Origin of the sequence: Polynucleobacter sp. JS-Mosq-20-D10 (genome assembly GCF_018687755.1) — a bacterium.
Taxonomy (GTDB): Bacteria; Pseudomonadota; Gammaproteobacteria; order Burkholderiales; family Burkholderiaceae; genus Polynucleobacter.
This window is the reverse complement of sequence record NZ_CP061305.1, coordinates 417,399-433,003: the sequence shown is the minus strand read 5'-3', so window position 1 is coordinate 433,003 and position 15,605 is coordinate 417,399. Positions and strand designations below refer to the sequence as shown.

Genomic DNA, 15,605 nt, shown 5'->3' with positions numbered 1-15,605 from the left:
GACTTTGCTGAGCTAGATCTCGGATCGCTGAAGCGAGCTCTGGGGTCAGCGTCACAGTAGGTGCTTGGGCAGGTGTTGCTTGGGTAGCTTGAGCGACTCCCGGCTTAACTTGCTGCAACATTTGCATTAGCTGAGCCACCTGCGGATTTTGAGTGCTTAAATTATTCCCCTGCCCCGCATCCTTTATTGCTTTTGCCAGCGATTGTGTGATTAGCAAGTTTTGCTGGGGATTAATATTTTGACCTTTTAAGCCATTAGCACCAGGCAAATTCAATCCAGCCACTGTCTTGCTTGAATCTATAGCATTCACTCCAAGGCCGCCATTAACTAAAGGGTTTAATACCGCAGGCTGTACTGGTGCCGGGGTAATGAGACCCTGAGCTGCTAACTGAGCCGCCAGCAACTGCATAGGATCGGTAATTTTTGCAGAATCTTTATCTTGCTTTGTAAATCCAGGCAAATTTTGCATACCTAAAGTGCCTAAACCATTTTTAGGATCACTTAATTTATCTGAATTCGTCCTCGCATCCATGCGTGCCAACATCTTTTGATTCAAGGAGGCTAAGAAAGTATCAAAACCAGCAGGCATGACAGAGCCACCGGCAAGACTACCCGGTTGAGCAATAGCCTCATTTATGGGGCTAATTGCTGCTTGCATCTGTATTTGACTAACTGTTGGCATGCTTTCTCCAAATGGAACACTACCAACTATGCATCTTTCGTGCCAGATTTAAAACTTAGCCTTGCTGAGAAGTTATCTTCAAACTGGCTTAGCTCGGCCTTATCCTGCTTTCTTTTGGCCTCTCGGTGCATTTTGTCTACTAACTTAGATAGTCCCCGAGTACGCATTCTGGCCATAGTAGCTGTTTTTAAGGTGTCCTCAGATGCTCTAGTCAAGCCTTGAATCTGCCCATCCATCGCAATGGCGCTGTGTAATAACTTTTCTCTAAAAGCATTGGCATCTTGAATAAAGGCAATCGAAGCCCCGCCTTTACCACTAGCAAGCAGTTGAGACTCATAATCTTTAGCGTACTCAAGTACTTGATCTTTAAAGGCTTTTTGCTGGTTTACCTGACTAGCCACGCGTTTTGCTCGCGCCATAGCTTGATCTTCCCGTATTTTGGCTAAGCGATGCAGGAGTTCTATGGCGTTCATCAGATTTACAGGTTAGGCGGACTAATTTGGGCTAACAAACTTTCAGTTTGATCTATAGGAACGGTTACCTCGGCATCTTGCTGTAAAAAAGCCTGAATTTTGGGCCAAGCTTGCAAAGCAGCATCTAGCTCTGGATCGCTACCAGCAATATAGGCGCCCATCGAGACTAGATCTCTACCCCGCATATATCGACTGTATAACTGCTTCATTCTTCTGGCAGAGAGCAGATGCTCTTTTGATACCACTTTTGGCATTACACGAGAAATTGACTTCTCTACGTCAATGGCTGGGTAGTGTCCGCTATCAGCCAACTCCCTAGATAAGAAGAAGTGTCCATCCAAAATACCACGTGCGGTATCGGCAACAGGATCATTAGTGTCATCGCCCTCTAGCAACACAGTATAAAAAGCAGTGATCGAACCATCAGGGTTGGCGCCATTTCCGACTCGCTCAACCAACTCTGGCATACGGGCAAACACACTGGGGGGATAGCCCCGCGCAACCGGTGCCTCTCCTAAGCTAAGGCCAATTTCTCGTAAGGCCATTGCATAACGGGTAAGCGAGTCGACAATCAAAACTACATGCTTGCCTTGATCTCGGAACCAAATCGCAACATCGGTTGCGTATGACGCACCTTTTGACCGTGCTAAAGGGGAAGCATCTGCAGGCGCAGCAACAACCACAGCACGCTTAAATGATTCTGGCCCCAGAGTATCTTCACAAAACTCCCGCACTTCACGGCCCCGCTCGCCAACAAGGCCAATCACAATGACATCAGCAACACAATTGCGCGCAAGCATTCCCAATAAAACACTTTTACCCACACCGGAACCCGCAAATATTCCAACGCGTTGGCCACGACCCACTGTTAACAAACCATTTACAGCCTGAATACCAACATCCAAGGGTTCGTGAATCGGTGTTCTATCCAAGGGATTTAACATTCTTTGGATGATGGGTGAGAATTGTTTTTCACCATAACCTTTCCCATCGATTGGTCGACCCAGACCATCGACTACTCTGCCTAGCAAGCTCTCACCAATCGTCAGAGGTTCACCTACGCTACTGGAGATATAACCTGCTCCAGAGTTAAAGGGCGTATTTGCTGGATACACTAATGCACCTGGTGAAATATTTTCCATGGCATCAATTGGCATCAAATAAGTGATTGCGCCATTAAAGCCAATGCATTCTGCATCGTAAGTTTTGCCACCCAACTCAGCCAGGATGGTTGCGCCAGAGCCAATACTCATCGGCAAGCCTTCTACCTCTAAAACAATTCCAGAAACGCGCTTTAACTTTCCTTCTCGAATCGAGTAAGGCGTTTGCATTAAATGTTGGCGCCGCAACTCAATCTGATCTACCAATTCATGAGCTTGTAAAACACTCATATTGGGTTCGCCCGATTATCGGGATCCATTTCAGAATCACTCTCTATGCTTTTAACAGAATCAAAATCATCTACTTCAGCATGCAACTCATCTGCGGTATGAGACTCATCTTCGATCTGCGACTCACTATCAGACTGATGATCTAAGAGTGCGGCAGTGGTTTTTGGATCAATCCCTTTTTCCTCTTGCATTGCTGCATCACCTAAACCTAAAGCGGTCTTGACTAATGCGATACGCGCTTCTGCCCCCACATCAATACGAGCACCACTCACCTCCACATAAGCGTGCCCAGGGCGAACATCAGCATCCACCAAGATCGTGCAATTAAATGGCAAACCGGGATCTTCAACAATCTTTCGCCAAGTTTCTACTTCTTGAGCGCGTAAGCGGAGATAAAGATTCTCACCAGGTCGAGGTAAACGCATCAGCGCTTCTTGCACCGCCATGACAAAGGGAGCACGCTCCATTGAGCTGTTTGCACTTAAACGGGAGGCGATTTCAAAACTGAACTGTGTCAGAGGTTCAGCAATTGCCTCAGGCATACCACTCACCGCCTCTAAAAGCTGTCCCAAAGCATTTTGCAAGCGCAGCGTCTCTTCCTCTGCATCTTGGTACCCCGCTTTATATCCCTCGTCATGACCACTTGCCTTACCCTCGTCATAACCCGCCTCACGGCCTTCTACAAAGCCTTGATTAGAACCAAGCTCATAAGCTTCTTTGTAAGCTGCTTCGCGAATGGCTTCGACTTCTTCAACAGTAGGGTAGTAAATCGGAGCCACCTTGGGTGGCTTAGGAGGCTTCGGAGGATCAAAAGAAGGTGGCTCCCATCGCGTTAGCAAGGAGTCCTCATCAGAGGAAGGCATCAGCGGACTTACCTCTCTCCATATTGACTCGACCCTCTTCACTTAAGGCACGGGCAATTGCAATCACATCTTTCTGGCTTAACTCGACTTCAATCACCTTCACAGGTGGTCTTGTTTCAAGATCCTCACGCACCGTATCGGCAGAACGTTTTGCCATATTCTTAAAGATTTTTTCACGCAATTTAGGACTGGCGCCTTTTAATGCAATGATGAGTGTTTCTTGCGGAACCTCTGTCAATAAGGTCTGCAATGAACGATCTTCCAACTCCAAAAAGTCTTCGAAGACAAACATTTTTTCTTGAATGGCATCTGCCAAGTCACTGTTGTAGTTTCGAATATTTTCTAAAGCGACTTTATCCAAACCACCCGAGAGCATATTCAAAATCTCGGCAGTAGGCACTACGCCGCCCACAGTACTGCGACGGAAATCCGAATCTGGACCTGAAGAGCGAGACATTACTTCGTTCAACTCCTTCAGAGCAGCTGGCTGCACTTTTTCTAAAAGAGCGATACGTAAAATCAGTTCGTTACGCAGTTCATCTTGGAATAACTTAAGCAAGCCAGCCGCTTGCGTAGGATCCAAGAACACCATCACTGTTGCAATAATCTGCGGGTGTTCATTTTTGATGAGCTCGTACAGAACATCTGACTCCATGCGCTTCAGAGTTTCGATACCAGACATATCCAGCGTAGACTCAAGGCGCCCTAATAGATCTGAAGCTCCCTCTGCGCCCATTGCTTTGGTAAGCATGTTTTGCATAAAGTCATCAGTATCAAATGCAACTTGGGTGTTGTTAGAGCTGACATCCTTAAATTGCCGCAGCACTTCCAACACCAAATCTCTACTTAAGGAACGCACTACGGCCATCTTTCCTGAGAGGCGTTGCACTTCAAAAGGAGTCATGCCGCGCATCACGTTAGCGGCAGATTCAGCACCAACCGCCAAAAGAATTACAGCAGCACGAGAAGCGCCATCCAAATCATCGAAAGAAATCGTACCGCCAACAGGGGCAGCTTTGACACCCTCTTTCAGAGCCTCTGCTATCGATAACGATTTTTCTACGGGAGCTTCATCAGCCAAAACAGATTCTCCTCATGTTATGCGGCTGGCGCAGCTTCAGCCGCGCCTGCATTTTGCTTTGCCGCATCTTCAGACAGCCACTCTTTGAAAATTGCAGAAACTGCTCTAGGATTATTTTCCACAAAATCCTTAGCGTACTGAAGTAGTTCGTCGTACTCTTGCTTCTTCTCTTCGTCGATCCGTTTACGCTCTTCCTCTGTCCGTTTGCGCTCTTCCTCAGCTCTAGTTCGCTCTTCTTCTTCAGCAAGGCGCTGGCGCTCGCGCAACAACTCGACCTCCATGCGGCGCTTTTCACGCGCCCGAGGATCCATCTGCGCCATTTCCGCTTTAATCTTCTCGTCAAACTCTTCCTCAATACGCTGCTCTTCCAGAACTTCGTCCTTTTTCGGAGGAAAGAGTAAGGGGCGCACGACTCCAAAAAATATTAAACCAAGCGAACCTAAAATAATTGCAAACTTGAAGAATTCTTTACTTAACTCAATGATTCCAGGCTGCTTATAAAACGGCGGCTCATCACTCACCTCCACCTTAAATGGAATGTTTGCAACGCTGACACTATCGCCACGACGTTCCGAAAAGCCGACTGCATCCCTCACTAAATTATTGATTTGATCAAGCTCTTTAGCGTTATATGGAATTGGCTTACGTGGCTTACCATCCTTGTCTACACCAGCGGGTTGTTTATAGTTCACCACCACGCCAGCAGAAACTCTTCTGACTTGACCTTTTTCAGACTTAATTCTCTGAATAGCGCGGTCAAGCTCGTAATTGATCGTGGCATCTTTTTTAATATTGCTGGTGCTCGATCCTGAACTAGTGGGAGGTGCGTTGAGATTTTGTGGTCCCGCTCCACCCGTAGCCGCTTGAGTATTGATCGGCGCTTGCCCAGCACCCGGCGCTTGATTGGTTAAAGCGCCAGGAACACCAGAGGTAGTCGAGCTGGGAGTGGCAGCCTCATTGGTTTGTTGACTGCGAATCGAAGACTGATTGGGTGGCGAATTACGGCCAAAAGTTTCTTCAGTTCTTTCTAGCTCGCCAAAATCCATATCCACTGTTACTTGCGCTCGGACATTTTCCTTACCAGTGACAGGCTCCAAGATCGATTGAACTCGTTTGGATAGCGCGCCCTCGAGTTCGGCAACATACTTCAATTGCGTGCTGTCTAACCCTGCAAGACGCTGTGCATTAGGCGCAAGCAAACTGCCTTCTGAATCAACAATCGTAACATTTGCGGGTCCAAGATTTGGAACAGAAGAGCCCACTAAATTGGTAATTGCTGCAACTTGCTGAGGATCTAAAAAACGTCCAGGATGCATTGTCACAATGACAGAGGCAGTGGGCTTTTCCTGCTCACGCATAAAAGCGGTTTGCTTTGGAATCGCTAGCATAACTCTGGCAGATTTAACTTGTGCTAAGGAGCTAATACTGCGGGCTAACTCACCTTCTAAGCCTCGCTGGTAATTGACCTGCTCTACGAACTGGCTGGTTCCCATTTTTTGGTTTTCGAGTAACTCAAAACCCACATTACCAGCCTTAGGTAAGCCTTGGCCCGCCAAACGGAGACGGGTTTCATAAACAGCAGATTCGGGTACTAGTATGGCTGCCCCACCCTCGGTGAACTTGTAAGGCACATTCATTTGTTGTAAAGCCGCTACGATCGCCGCCCCATCTCGCTCATTAATGCTCGAAAACAAAATACGGTAGTCGTCCTTACTTTTTCCAGAGACAGAGACAAATACGAGTACTGCAATCACCAAAAATACTGCTGCTGACAAAATCAGGCGTTGCTGAGCGTTGAGTGCTTTAATGCGATTTTGTAGACCTAACAAACTTTGAGGGAGTACTGCACCGCCCGCGCTAAAAGCGCTGGATGGGGCTACCGGGGCTGCGGCAACCTGCGAGCCAATATTGACTACTGCCGCATCTCGTTCGCTTTCCTGTATTCCGGGTTGCGTTTCTTCACTCAATTTTGATAGATTCCGTCATGTCAGGGCTGATTCTGAAAGTGATCATAACACTATATATAGAACATTTTTGCCTATTTTGCCTAAATGTTGATATCCTTAAGTCCTATTTTATAAAAAACGGCAAATATTGCCTACTCATCACATCCCTTAAAAAATCGCTCATTGACCCCAGATACCAGCAAATTACCTCCCGAGCAGGACACGCTAGATGCCACTAAACATCTGGAGGAGGCTTTTGCCATTTTCTACGCGGAATCCCAGAAGCTCGAGGCCCAACAAACTGCCCTGCAGGACAAGATCAACGAGCTTAGTAGCGAACTCCAAAAGTCGAATCAACGCTTGGCGATTTTGCTCAATGCCATTCCAGCAGGCGTTATCTTGCTGGAAAACGAAGTGGTTTTATTACACAACCCAGCAGTGCTGATATTTCTTCCCAAATTAAAACCAGGGGCAACTTTTGAAATTCCGTCAGATTGGCTAGCCTCTATCACGCCAGGGGAATATGTCATTGCAGAAAAGGGTGTTCATCAGCGCTTACAAAAAACGGTGCAAGTCATTCGGATCAACGAAGGCTCGCGCAGTTTTATTCAAATTCAAGATATCACAGCCAATATTTTGCGACATGAAGAAACGCAACGAGAAAATCGTTTGGCGGCAATGGGGCGCATGGCCGCTGGCATCGCCCATCAGTTTCGTACGCCGCTAGCAACCGCCCTACTTTACGCCTCCCATCTTTGTGATGGAGAGATTAATGCCGATACAGCCAAAGAGTTTGCTGATCGCCTGCGTAAACAATTATTAGATCTTGAGAAACTATCCCAAGACATGTTGCGCTTTATTTCAAATAAACCAAATAAGACAGTATTAGTCAATGCTACCCAAATCATTGAAGAGGCTCAAGCAAGTATTCAGTTTCTCTTTAAAGCCAAGGAAGTCAGTTTGTCGGTCTCCACTACCAATATCAATCAAGGAAATTTATTGGTAGAGCCCAAAGCAATATCTAATGCCATTGTTGCAATCCTGGAAAATGCGCTCGCAGTTTCTAAAGCAAATGAGACGGTCAGTTTGATAGCTACCAGCGATCAGCAAATGCTAACGATTACGATTTCTGATCAAGGCCCAGGCATCCCAAGGGAGATGCTCAATTCCTTATTTGAACCCTTTGCCACCACTAGCGCCAATGGCACAGGGCTTGGTCTTTCTATTGCAAAAAATACCATTGAAACGCACCGAGGCAGTATCAGCGCGGAGAGCTCTAAACACGGGGCAGTCTTTAAGATCAACCTCCCTTATGACCAATCATCCTTAATTCATTAACCCAGAAAACTTCTATGCGTGCCAGCGACCCAAATCCATTTCCTGTGATCTTAATTGAAGATGATGAGGACCTCAGAGAGGCAATTGCCGTCACTTTACGCATGAATAAGATCGACTTTGTGACACACCAACGTGCTGAAACAGTCATACCTTTACTACGTGCAGATCTAAAAACTGTTTTAGTGACCGATTACAAATTACCAGGAATGACTGGATTAGATTTACTGAAGATCACTCAAAAAGAATGTCCTGATCTTGCGGTTGTCATCATGACGGCCTTTGCAGATGCCAAACTAGCTGTAGAAGCCCTGCGGGCCGGTGCAAGGGATTTTTTAATTAAACCATTTGTGCCACAACAGCTCATTGAAATCATTGCGCGCAATCAACCGGATTGCATTAAAACATCTGAAGTAGTAACTCCTATTCAAGGCTCACAACTAGTAGGCTCTGAAATTCGCAGCCCTGCACATCAACTAATTGCTGCTGATCCTGAAACGATTGCAACATTTGCTCGCTGCGAGAGAGTAGCGGGGACGGATACGAGTGTTTTAGTTACGGGCCAATCTGGTGTTGGCAAGGAATTGGTGGCGCGTCACATACACCTGCATTCCAAAAGAGTTCATGGGCCCTATATAGCCATCAACTGTGCGGCGATTCCGGATACCCTACTGGAATCGATTCTTTTCGGACATGAAAAGGGTTCTTTTACTGGCGCCACCAAAGCCCAAACCGGCAAATTTGAGCAAGCCCATAGGGGTACACTTTTTCTAGATGAGATTGGTGAAATGCCTGCATCTTTGCAAGCGAAGCTATTACGAGTGCTGCAAGACAAAATGGTGGAACGAATTGGCTCTACCGAACTAATTCAAGCGGATGTCAGGGTCATAGCAGCAACCAATCGTAACCTCCAAGAACAGGTTAAAAATGGTCAATTTCGGGAAGATCTTTACTTCCGACTGGCCGTATTCCCAATCCACGTTGCCGAGCTTCGTAAGCGGCCACTGGATATATTACCCCTCGCTGATTTCTTTTTATCCCGCTATCGCATGAACATTGGCCGAGATCAGCTGATGTTGAGTGAGGGGGCAAAAAATTTGCTGCAAACCCATTCTTGGCCAGGTAATGTTCGGGAACTAGAGAATATTATCCAAAGAGCCGTATTACTAGCTGATGGTGATCAAATTTTGGCAGAAGACTTGGAACTGGAAGATTTAGGCATTAATCCACCTAGGGTGGCAAAAAATGTCATTCCTGACCTGCCCTCCGCTGAAGAGGCCATTGTTGATGCCCCAAAAAGTGGCACAAATATTGCATCTGGTATAGGTGAGATTGGACAAGATATTGATTCAGTAGAGCGTGAGCATATTCTGAAGGTTTTGGCCAAAGTAGACGGCAATAGAACCAAAGCAGTGGAAATATTAGGAATTTCGGCTCGTGCATTACGTTACAAGCTGAAATCTTATAAAGAGTCTGGCTTTATTAATGATTGATTTTGTTAGATAATATGACGATGAGTACTCCTAACGTAGATGCCATGATTACCCGGATGCAAGCACTTGCTGCTGCTGCTAGTGGTAAACCTGTCGCTACAGATTCTCAAGCTACCAATGGGGTCGATTTCTCAGCCATTCTGAAAAATGCGATTGAGAATGTCAACACCGCATCAAACAGCGCTCAAGCAAAAGCTCAGTCTTTTTCTACTGGGGCATCAGATACCTCATTAGAGGACGTGATTATTTCTTTGCAAAAAGCCAATCTTTCACTGCAGGGCATGATCGCAGTGCGCAACAAGCTCGTTGACGCGTACAAAGAAGTTACCAATCTTCAGGTCTAAGGTTTAGTCTTTACTGCACCTGATTTTCTGCTTCAAGCACCCTCCCTTTGGTAATCAGGGGCTTATTATTACGCAGGCCTTTCGAGCGTTTTGCCATCTAACTCATAAGCCCACGCTAGCACCTCTGCCACAGCAGCATAGAGCTTGGGGGGCACTTGTTCGTTTAATTTGAGTTGCATTAAAAACTCGACTAATTCTGGTTCTACTTTAGTCGGGATTCCCAATTCTTTCGCTTTTGCCAAAATGGCTTCAGCAATAAAACCTTCGCCTTGCCCCGTAATACGAGGCGCAGCACTATTCATTTCATACTTTAGCGCTACTGCCTTCAGGATTTTTTTCTCTTCCTTCTCTTGCATTAGCCAGATACCTCCACTTGACCCAAACTAATCCTCGTCTCTGAATCAATTTGCGTGTGCAATTGCTCCTCTAATTCAGCGAAGGCCTGCGACATAGTTGCATGCGCGACTGGATCTGCCTGAACAATTAACTGTAGGCTTTCGCCGAACTGAGTACCAATAATCTTCAAAGGGCCTAGGTTAGGTAAGCCCACTTCTAGAGTTATACGACTGCCTTTTTCTAATTGATTTGGCTGATGAGGATCTGATTGCCAAGCATCTTCACGGTATAGGCGACCTTGTACATTCGGCATCAGTTGACCTTGCCACAGCAAGTCGCCACGCAATAATAGGCGCATTGAATCTCGAATGATTGGCGCATCATTTGATAATTGAGCCATGAGCTCACTAGCTTTGCGCTGGTCACCTGCCGTCAGAAAAGAATCCATTTTTTCCTCGGTACTTCCCGCAGGAAACAGTACTCGCTTCAATTGATCGGCAGCAAAAATACCTGACGATTGCAAACTTTGATACAAAGCACCCATGACCGCTTTTGGATCTTGAGTACTAAGCTTACTGGGATCGATTTCTGGCCAACTCACCACCACACTCTTCTGGTTTAAGTTGGCTGGATTTTGGGTGCTGGGCGCTGCTTCTGGCGCATCGGCAATCAAGATTTCAGAAAGTAATTGGCCTAAGGCGGCGCTTCCTAAACTATCCATCTTGCTTAAATTCTCAGATACTAGGTTTGTTAAATTTGCCTGTGAAAGCTTTGCTGACAGATTAGATTTGCCTGAAGACAGATTAGAAATTTCTAATAGAACTGCTTGCTGAACACTAGGCTCACCAGATTCCAGCATGGTTTTTAATTCTGCGAGATTACCATTTTGCAGGGCGGTTCTGACTGCATTGCCTGCAGCAGAATCTCCCACTGGCATCGGCATATTCAATGCAACACGAGGATCTATTGCGCTGAGACTTTCTACAATAGATGGGGCCGCTGGTGGTGAAACAAGGTCATTTTTACGTACATCCACCATGGGGCTGATGGATAAGCTTGAAGGAATTGGTATTGGCACTCCACCTCCCTGCTAAATAAACTACTTAGCGACCAAAAAATGAGAACTTGCTATGTTCACCTATTCTGTTGATTCAGATCTTAACTTGCTTGACTAAGGCTAACACTGTTGGGAGATAACTCAACCCAAGCTTCGTATAGAGGAGTCAGTGTATTCATCACATCCTGGACCCGCTCCGGTGAACGTGCTACCCGAGCACTTAAAAGCTCTTGCATGGACCACACATAAATGGCACTCAAATTATGGGCAACATCTTTGCCCTTTTCGTAATCTAAACAACCTAGCAAGCCCTGCTGAATTAAATCACTTGCTTTGACAAAGTATTCAATTCCTAATTGGCCTCTTTCTAACTCTTGCTTGGCTAACTTTAAATGATCAAATATACGCTGATGAATCAACACAATTAGCTCGCGTGCATCACCGCCCATGACTGCAGTCATCGTCTCATTTTCCGCATATCTATGAGCTGCTTTTCTTGACATTATTTAGGCATCCAGACTAAATTCATATGCTTCATTATTTATTATTTTGACCGTTAGTTAAACCATTTAAAGCATTTGTTAAAGAATCACTAGTATTACTTAGCTTAAATAGTAATGCATTTAGAGCTGAGTACTGGCTATAGTAGGTTTTTTGCTTCTCATCTAGGCGCATTTGTAATGCAACCTGCTTTTTATTCATTTCAGCCAAGCTACTCTGCTCGTTCTTAATCTGCCGATCAAAAGCACCACCTACAGTCTCAGTGACACCTCCGACTGTGACTGTAGATGTTTTTAATAAAGATGTAAGGTAAGAATCTAAAGTAACGTCCGTGGTATTTTTACTGATTTCTACGCCAGTTACAGGGTCTCTAATGACATAAGTAGCATATCCGACCTTGATTCCAGATGCCAAAATTGCTGACTTATTTTTACTGGTTATTACATCAGTCACGGGATCTTTTGCACTAAGGCTGCTATTAAAAGCCTTCGCATTAAATTTAGCCGTTCCATCAAATTGCATTTCAAAACCAAGATCACCCATACTTAAGGTCCCTGCAGTACCTGCAAGGCTGTAATGAATATCACCAGCCAACATGGTTTTAATTTGTTTCATAAAACTTAAAGCTGTTGGTGAATTGGCTAATGAGCCGTTACTAGATGAAGTGCTAGATGGGCTAGATTTTGCACTTAACTTTTTAGCAGTTAAAACAAGATCATTAAATGCATCTACCAGGCCTTGCATCACTTGGAGGGCTGTATCTTCTCCCTTATCCACGCCAATAGTATGCGTTTTTCCTGCATCCGATTTAATTAAATTAATCGTGACGCCTGAAAGCGCATCGGTGATGGTGTTGCTCTTTCTTTCATACACTTGACCATCTAGAGTGAAAGAGGCGTCTTGTGCATTGATGACTGAGGGTGCAACCGCTGGGGAGCCAAGCCCGCTAACTGAGACTCCCGCAGACATATGGGAATAGCTTATTGCGTTATCAGAACCTGGCTCGGTTCCTTGGATCTTTAGAGCGTAATTTGACTCTGTTGTTTGGACAACGCTGGCACTAAGATTGTCACCTAGGTTATTCACCCAATTTTTTAGATCTTCAATCGTAGCCGACTCTGGAGCTACCCCTGCTGGCGGGTAGGTATATGGTCTTGTGCCAACGGTGATAGAAAATGTATCGCCTGCTGCCAATCCTGCATTAGCCGTGCTAGATGCAAACTGATTAAAGGTAATCTGGGCTGGCTTAGCTACTTGACTCACGATGATATCGTGCTGGCCTTTAATGGCGTCAGCCGAGCTCGTAATTCTAACGACGCTTTCGTCAGAACTAGAGGCCACTGCTGATGACAATGCAGATGGAGTTTGTAAACTCTGTAATGCCGTTTGAAAAGTGGCGACCTTGCCTTTTAACATGCCCAAATCACTAATCATCAGACTTTTGCTGGTGATCTTCTCTTTAAGCGATACCAATGGCTTATTTTCAGCCACCATTAACTGCGACACAATACTAGGCACGTCAATGCTAGTAGTGGAATTAGTGCTCGAGGATGTACTGGATACCGCCATATCTACCTCTGTTAAGGGAATGCGTTTCTTAAGACGAACTTCACCATTAAGAAAGCAATTTTCATGCCAGCTTCAGAGGCATTGATGCGATTTAAGCCTTTTGATGGATCAACGCTGAAATCTGATCAAAACTGTGCGCCAGCCTTAAGACTTCCTCTGAGGGCATCTGTCTAATGACTTCACCAGTGCTGGGATTGGTGACTCGGACCACATGGTAGCCAGTTGATCCGTCAATAGAAAAGTTCAGATTACGCCCCATAGAACTCACAAAAGTTTGCATTTGCTGTGCAGCTGCTTCAACAGCCTGACGGGATTGTTGCATTGATTGACCAATATTCGAAGGTTTAATATCTACGCTGGCGGCAGCGGAAACAACTTGAGCATCCGTATTGGTGCGGCCACTCGCCGTAGTACCCATACCTGGGGGTTGATTGAGCTGTGCAGAGCCTGATGAAACGACTGATGCAGCAGTCTTACCTGTAATTTCTCCCATTTCTTACTCCCTTAATCTAAAGTCAGAAATCGGCCCAAGAGCCGACTTCTTCTAAAGATAAACGCTTATTTCAATAATGACAAGATTACGTTAGGCATCTGATTTGCTTGGGCCAACATCGCTGTAGCGGCCTGCTGCATGATCTGACCCTTAGTCAATCTAGCTGTCTCAGAGGCAAAGTCTGTATCCACAATCGCTGAGCGAGCAGCCTGAATGTTTGCACTTTGCGCCATGAGGTTTTGTGAAGAATAAATTGCACGACCTACCAAGGCACCCATCTTGGCGCGCTCGTTAGAAATGCTCAATAGATCAGCGTCAACTGCTGAGAAGTCACCAGCTGTAGTGTCAACCGTAGCATTGGCCACTGTAAATGAAATCGTGGTGGTCACTTCAACACCAGACTGAATGTCATAGGTAGTAGCGCCGCTGGTATCCAGGAGTTCTACGCCGTTATATTTTGCTTCCTTAATTGTCAAATCAATCTGAGCAATGATGGATTCAGCTTCTGTAGTGATCGCAGTTTTTTGATCCACGCTTAGAGCATTGTTACCAAACTCAGTACCTAGAGTTTTCATACGCAAGAGCATGTCTTGAATCGTGGACAAGGCGGTCTCAGCTACCTGAGCCATACCGATCACGTCACTTAAATTGCGGTTTGCTTGTTCAATACCGAAAATTTGTGATGACATACCCATACTAATTGCTAAACCGGCTGAGTCGTCTTTTGCACTATTGATACGCACACCTGAAGAAAGTCTTTGCACCGATGTAGCCAAATTTGCTTGAGCGGTGCTCAAATTGTTTTGGGCGTACACGGAAGCCATATTTGTATTAATAACGGTAGACATCTTATTTCTCCTAAATTTAACAGGGCTCTCATCAGTGCGCCCCTTGCCTAACCTATTACGGACTTGCCTAGCTAAGTGTTTAGATAAACCTGACTCTGTAATATTCTGGTGCGATTAAAGAATATAAGTCATTGATTTTATTGATAATATTTTTAATCTTTTTAAGGCGTTCGTGCACTTACTTCAGCACTTAGTACGCCTTTTTTACCTCAGCATGATTTCAAAACAGCCTTTATGAGCAGGATGGGGGATACTAGCAATAGGCAAATCTACCCCTAAAATGTACTTAAATGACAAAGCTAGCCTTAGCGGTAATTGAGCCCATTTCTGACCCATCATGAAAGTTTTATCCCATGCAATTTGAAAATCCCCGTTTACAAGCTGGCGTTTCTAATCTGGAGCGTGGTCGCTACGAGGCTGCTTTTGAAGTATTTTTTGACATTGCAGTTAATGAGGCCGACGAAGAGGCTTCTTTTGCACTGACTAGAATGTGTTTTGATGGGCAATTAAATCCTGAACAGGTCAATAAACTATTTGAATGGCTCAATTCCCATAGCCGAGAGAGCAATGGCTATGCCAACTTCAATGTAGGCCTGTTATATGAGTTGGGTATAGGTGACATCGCTCGTAATATCAAAACAGCGGTGCAATACTATGAAAAAGCCATCAAAGATGAGGTTTTGGATGCCTATTGCAATCTGGGCAATATATATGTATTTGGTTCAGGCGCTGACCAAGGTGTGCTCAAAGATATCCCTAGGGGTGTCGAATTGCTCACAGTGGGGGCCAATGGAGGTAGTCGAGTAGCCGCCTATAACTTGGGTACTTTATACGAAAAAGGTACCGCTATTCCCCAAGATTACGACAAAGCATTTTATTTTCTGACGCTGGCAACCTTGCAAAAACACGAGCATGCCCACCGCTGTCTCATTATTTTTGAAAAGGCTATTAAGCAAGATTTCACCAAAGCCTATGATGCTGCAGAGCAACAATTCTGGAAAATTCAAAATATGCGCAAACTCTATCGCTCAATCTAGCCATTTGCACCACTTAGTTGCACTCATAAAAACACCCTTCCTGAGCACAAAAAGGTAGCTTTTTCACCACCAAATTGAATCTGGGGGCAAACTTAGTCTACCCAAGATCATGACCAGCAGGTCATGAGGAAATTTTTGCCTTTTTGCACACTTTTG

The 15,605-nt window shown here is 45.3% G+C and carries 16 protein-coding genes; 4 read left to right on the top strand and 12 right to left on the bottom strand.

The features are described from left to right. The 6 genes from FD967_RS02285 to fliF all read right to left on the bottom strand — a co-directional run. On the bottom strand, positions 1 to 682 hold a 682-nt coding region (locus FD967_RS02285), incomplete at its 3' end, for a hypothetical protein (RefSeq protein ID WP_215326498.1). Positions 683 to 708: 26 nt separating this feature from the next. Beyond that, positions 709 to 1,155: a flagellar export protein FliJ gene (locus FD967_RS02280; protein ID WP_215326497.1), complete on the bottom strand. Its 447-nt coding sequence runs from the start codon at positions 1,153 to 1,155 to the stop codon at positions 709 to 711. Positions 1,156 to 1,160: 5 nt separating this feature from the next. Beyond that, positions 1,161 to 2,546 (bottom strand): FliI/YscN family ATPase, encoded by a 1,386-nt coding sequence (locus tag FD967_RS02275; protein ID WP_215326495.1) that lies wholly within the window; start codon positions 2,544 to 2,546, stop codon positions 1,161 to 1,163. After that, entirely contained in the window at positions 2,543 to 3,409 is an 867-nt protein-coding gene (locus FD967_RS02270) for a FliH/SctL family protein (RefSeq protein ID WP_215326493.1), read from the bottom strand. Before FD967_RS02270 ends, FD967_RS02275 begins: the two co-directional genes overlap by 4 nt. Further along, positions 3,396 to 4,490 carry a flagellar motor switch protein FliG gene (fliG, locus tag FD967_RS02265; protein ID WP_052728712.1) on the bottom strand — a complete coding sequence of 365 codons (1,095 nt, stop codon included), beginning with the start codon at positions 4,488 to 4,490 and terminating at the stop codon, positions 3,396 to 3,398. The genes FD967_RS02270 and fliG overlap by 14 nt, the downstream gene beginning before the upstream one ends. A gap of 17 nt (positions 4,491 to 4,507) precedes the next feature. Continuing rightward, entirely contained in the window at positions 4,508 to 6,457 is a 1,950-nt protein-coding gene (gene fliF, locus FD967_RS02260; protein WP_215326491.1) for a flagellar basal-body MS-ring/collar protein FliF, read from the bottom strand. Positions 6,458 to 6,619: 162 nt separating this feature from the next. On the opposite strand from fliF, the gene FD967_RS02255 reads away from it, so the two are divergent. The 3 genes from FD967_RS02255 to fliE are packed head-to-tail and all read left to right on the top strand — an operon-like array spanning position 6,620 to position 9,608. Beyond that, a complete protein-coding gene (locus FD967_RS02255) occupies positions 6,620 to 7,774 on the top strand; it encodes a PAS domain-containing sensor histidine kinase (RefSeq protein WP_215326489.1) in 1,155 nt (384 codons plus the stop codon). Positions 7,775 to 7,788: 14 nt separating this feature from the next. After that, positions 7,789 to 9,264, top strand: a complete 1,476-nt coding sequence (locus FD967_RS02250) for a sigma-54 dependent transcriptional regulator (protein ID WP_215326487.1) — start codon at positions 7,789 to 7,791, stop codon at positions 9,262 to 9,264. A 20-nt stretch (positions 9,265 to 9,284) separates the two neighbouring features. Further along, entirely contained in the window at positions 9,285 to 9,608 is a 324-nt protein-coding gene (gene fliE, locus FD967_RS02245; protein WP_215326485.1) for a flagellar hook-basal body complex protein FliE, read from the top strand. Positions 9,609 to 9,676: 68 nt separating this feature from the next. On the opposite strand, the gene FD967_RS02240 is transcribed toward fliE, so the two are convergent. From FD967_RS02240 to FD967_RS02215, 6 genes are all read right to left on the bottom strand, one after another. Further along, positions 9,677 to 9,964, bottom strand: coding sequence for an EscU/YscU/HrcU family type III secretion system export apparatus switch protein (locus FD967_RS02240; protein WP_215326483.1), 288 nt, complete (start codon positions 9,962 to 9,964; stop codon positions 9,677 to 9,679). Then, on the bottom strand, positions 9,964 to 11,022 hold the full coding sequence (locus FD967_RS02235) for a hypothetical protein (protein WP_215326481.1): 1,059 nt from the start codon (positions 11,020 to 11,022) through the stop codon (positions 9,964 to 9,966). The genes FD967_RS02240 and FD967_RS02235 overlap by 1 nt, the downstream gene beginning before the upstream one ends. Before the next feature lie 80 nt (positions 11,023 to 11,102). Then, positions 11,103 to 11,504, bottom strand: coding sequence for a flagellar protein FliS (locus FD967_RS02230; RefSeq protein ID WP_256441867.1), 402 nt, complete (start codon positions 11,502 to 11,504; stop codon positions 11,103 to 11,105). Positions 11,505 to 11,538: 34 nt separating this feature from the next. Continuing rightward, positions 11,539 to 13,071, bottom strand: coding sequence for a flagellar filament capping protein FliD (gene fliD, locus FD967_RS02225; protein ID WP_215326479.1), 1,533 nt, complete (start codon positions 13,069 to 13,071; stop codon positions 11,539 to 11,541). Positions 13,072 to 13,162: 91 nt separating this feature from the next. Next, the gene (locus FD967_RS02220) at positions 13,163 to 13,564 is read right to left on the bottom strand and encodes a flagellar protein FlaG (protein WP_215326478.1); all 402 of its coding nucleotides are present in this window, start codon (positions 13,562 to 13,564) and stop codon (positions 13,163 to 13,165) included. Between the two features lie 65 nt (positions 13,565 to 13,629). Further along, on the bottom strand, positions 13,630 to 14,412 hold the full coding sequence (locus FD967_RS02215; protein ID WP_215326477.1) for a flagellin: 783 nt from the start codon (positions 14,410 to 14,412) through the stop codon (positions 13,630 to 13,632). Positions 14,413 to 14,765: 353 nt separating this feature from the next. On the opposite strand from FD967_RS02215, the gene FD967_RS02210 reads away from it, so the two are divergent. Continuing rightward, positions 14,766 to 15,449 carry a tetratricopeptide repeat protein gene (locus FD967_RS02210; RefSeq protein ID WP_215326476.1) on the top strand — a complete coding sequence of 228 codons (684 nt, stop codon included), beginning with the start codon at positions 14,766 to 14,768 and terminating at the stop codon, positions 15,447 to 15,449. Positions 15,450 to 15,605: the final 156 nt, after the last annotated feature.

Excerpts from the sequence above, each read along its gene's own strand:
- FD967_RS02280 (WP_215326497.1), bottom strand. The coding sequence starts at position 1,155 with ATGAACGCCATAGAACTCCTGCATCGCTTAGCCAAAATACGGGAAGAT.
- FD967_RS02275 (WP_215326495.1), bottom strand. The coding sequence starts at position 2,546 with ATGAGTGTTTTACAAGCTCATGAATTGGTAGATCAGATTGAGTTGCGG.
- FD967_RS02270 (WP_215326493.1), bottom strand. The coding sequence starts at position 3,409 with ATGCCTTCCTCTGATGAGGACTCCTTGCTAACGCGATGGGAGCCACCT.
- FD967_RS02250 (WP_215326487.1), top strand. The coding sequence starts at position 7,789 with ATGCGTGCCAGCGACCCAAATCCATTTCCTGTGATCTTAATTGAAGAT.
- fliE (WP_215326485.1), top strand. The coding sequence starts at position 9,285 with ATGAGTACTCCTAACGTAGATGCCATGATTACCCGGATGCAAGCACTT.
- FD967_RS02240 (WP_215326483.1), bottom strand. The coding sequence starts at position 9,964 with ATGCAAGAGAAGGAAGAGAAAAAAATCCTGAAGGCAGTAGCGCTAAAG.
- FD967_RS02230 (WP_256441867.1), bottom strand. The coding sequence starts at position 11,504 with ATGTCAAGAAAAGCAGCTCATAGATATGCGGAAAATGAGACGATGACT.
- fliD (WP_215326479.1), bottom strand. The coding sequence starts at position 13,071 with ATGGCGGTATCCAGTACATCCTCGAGCACTAATTCCACTACTAGCATT.
- FD967_RS02220 (WP_215326478.1), bottom strand. The coding sequence starts at position 13,564 with ATGGGAGAAATTACAGGTAAGACTGCTGCATCAGTCGTTTCATCAGGC.
- FD967_RS02215 (WP_215326477.1), bottom strand. The coding sequence starts at position 14,412 with ATGTCTACCGTTATTAATACAAATATGGCTTCCGTGTACGCCCAAAAC.
- FD967_RS02210 (WP_215326476.1), top strand. The coding sequence starts at position 14,766 with ATGCAATTTGAAAATCCCCGTTTACAAGCTGGCGTTTCTAATCTGGAG.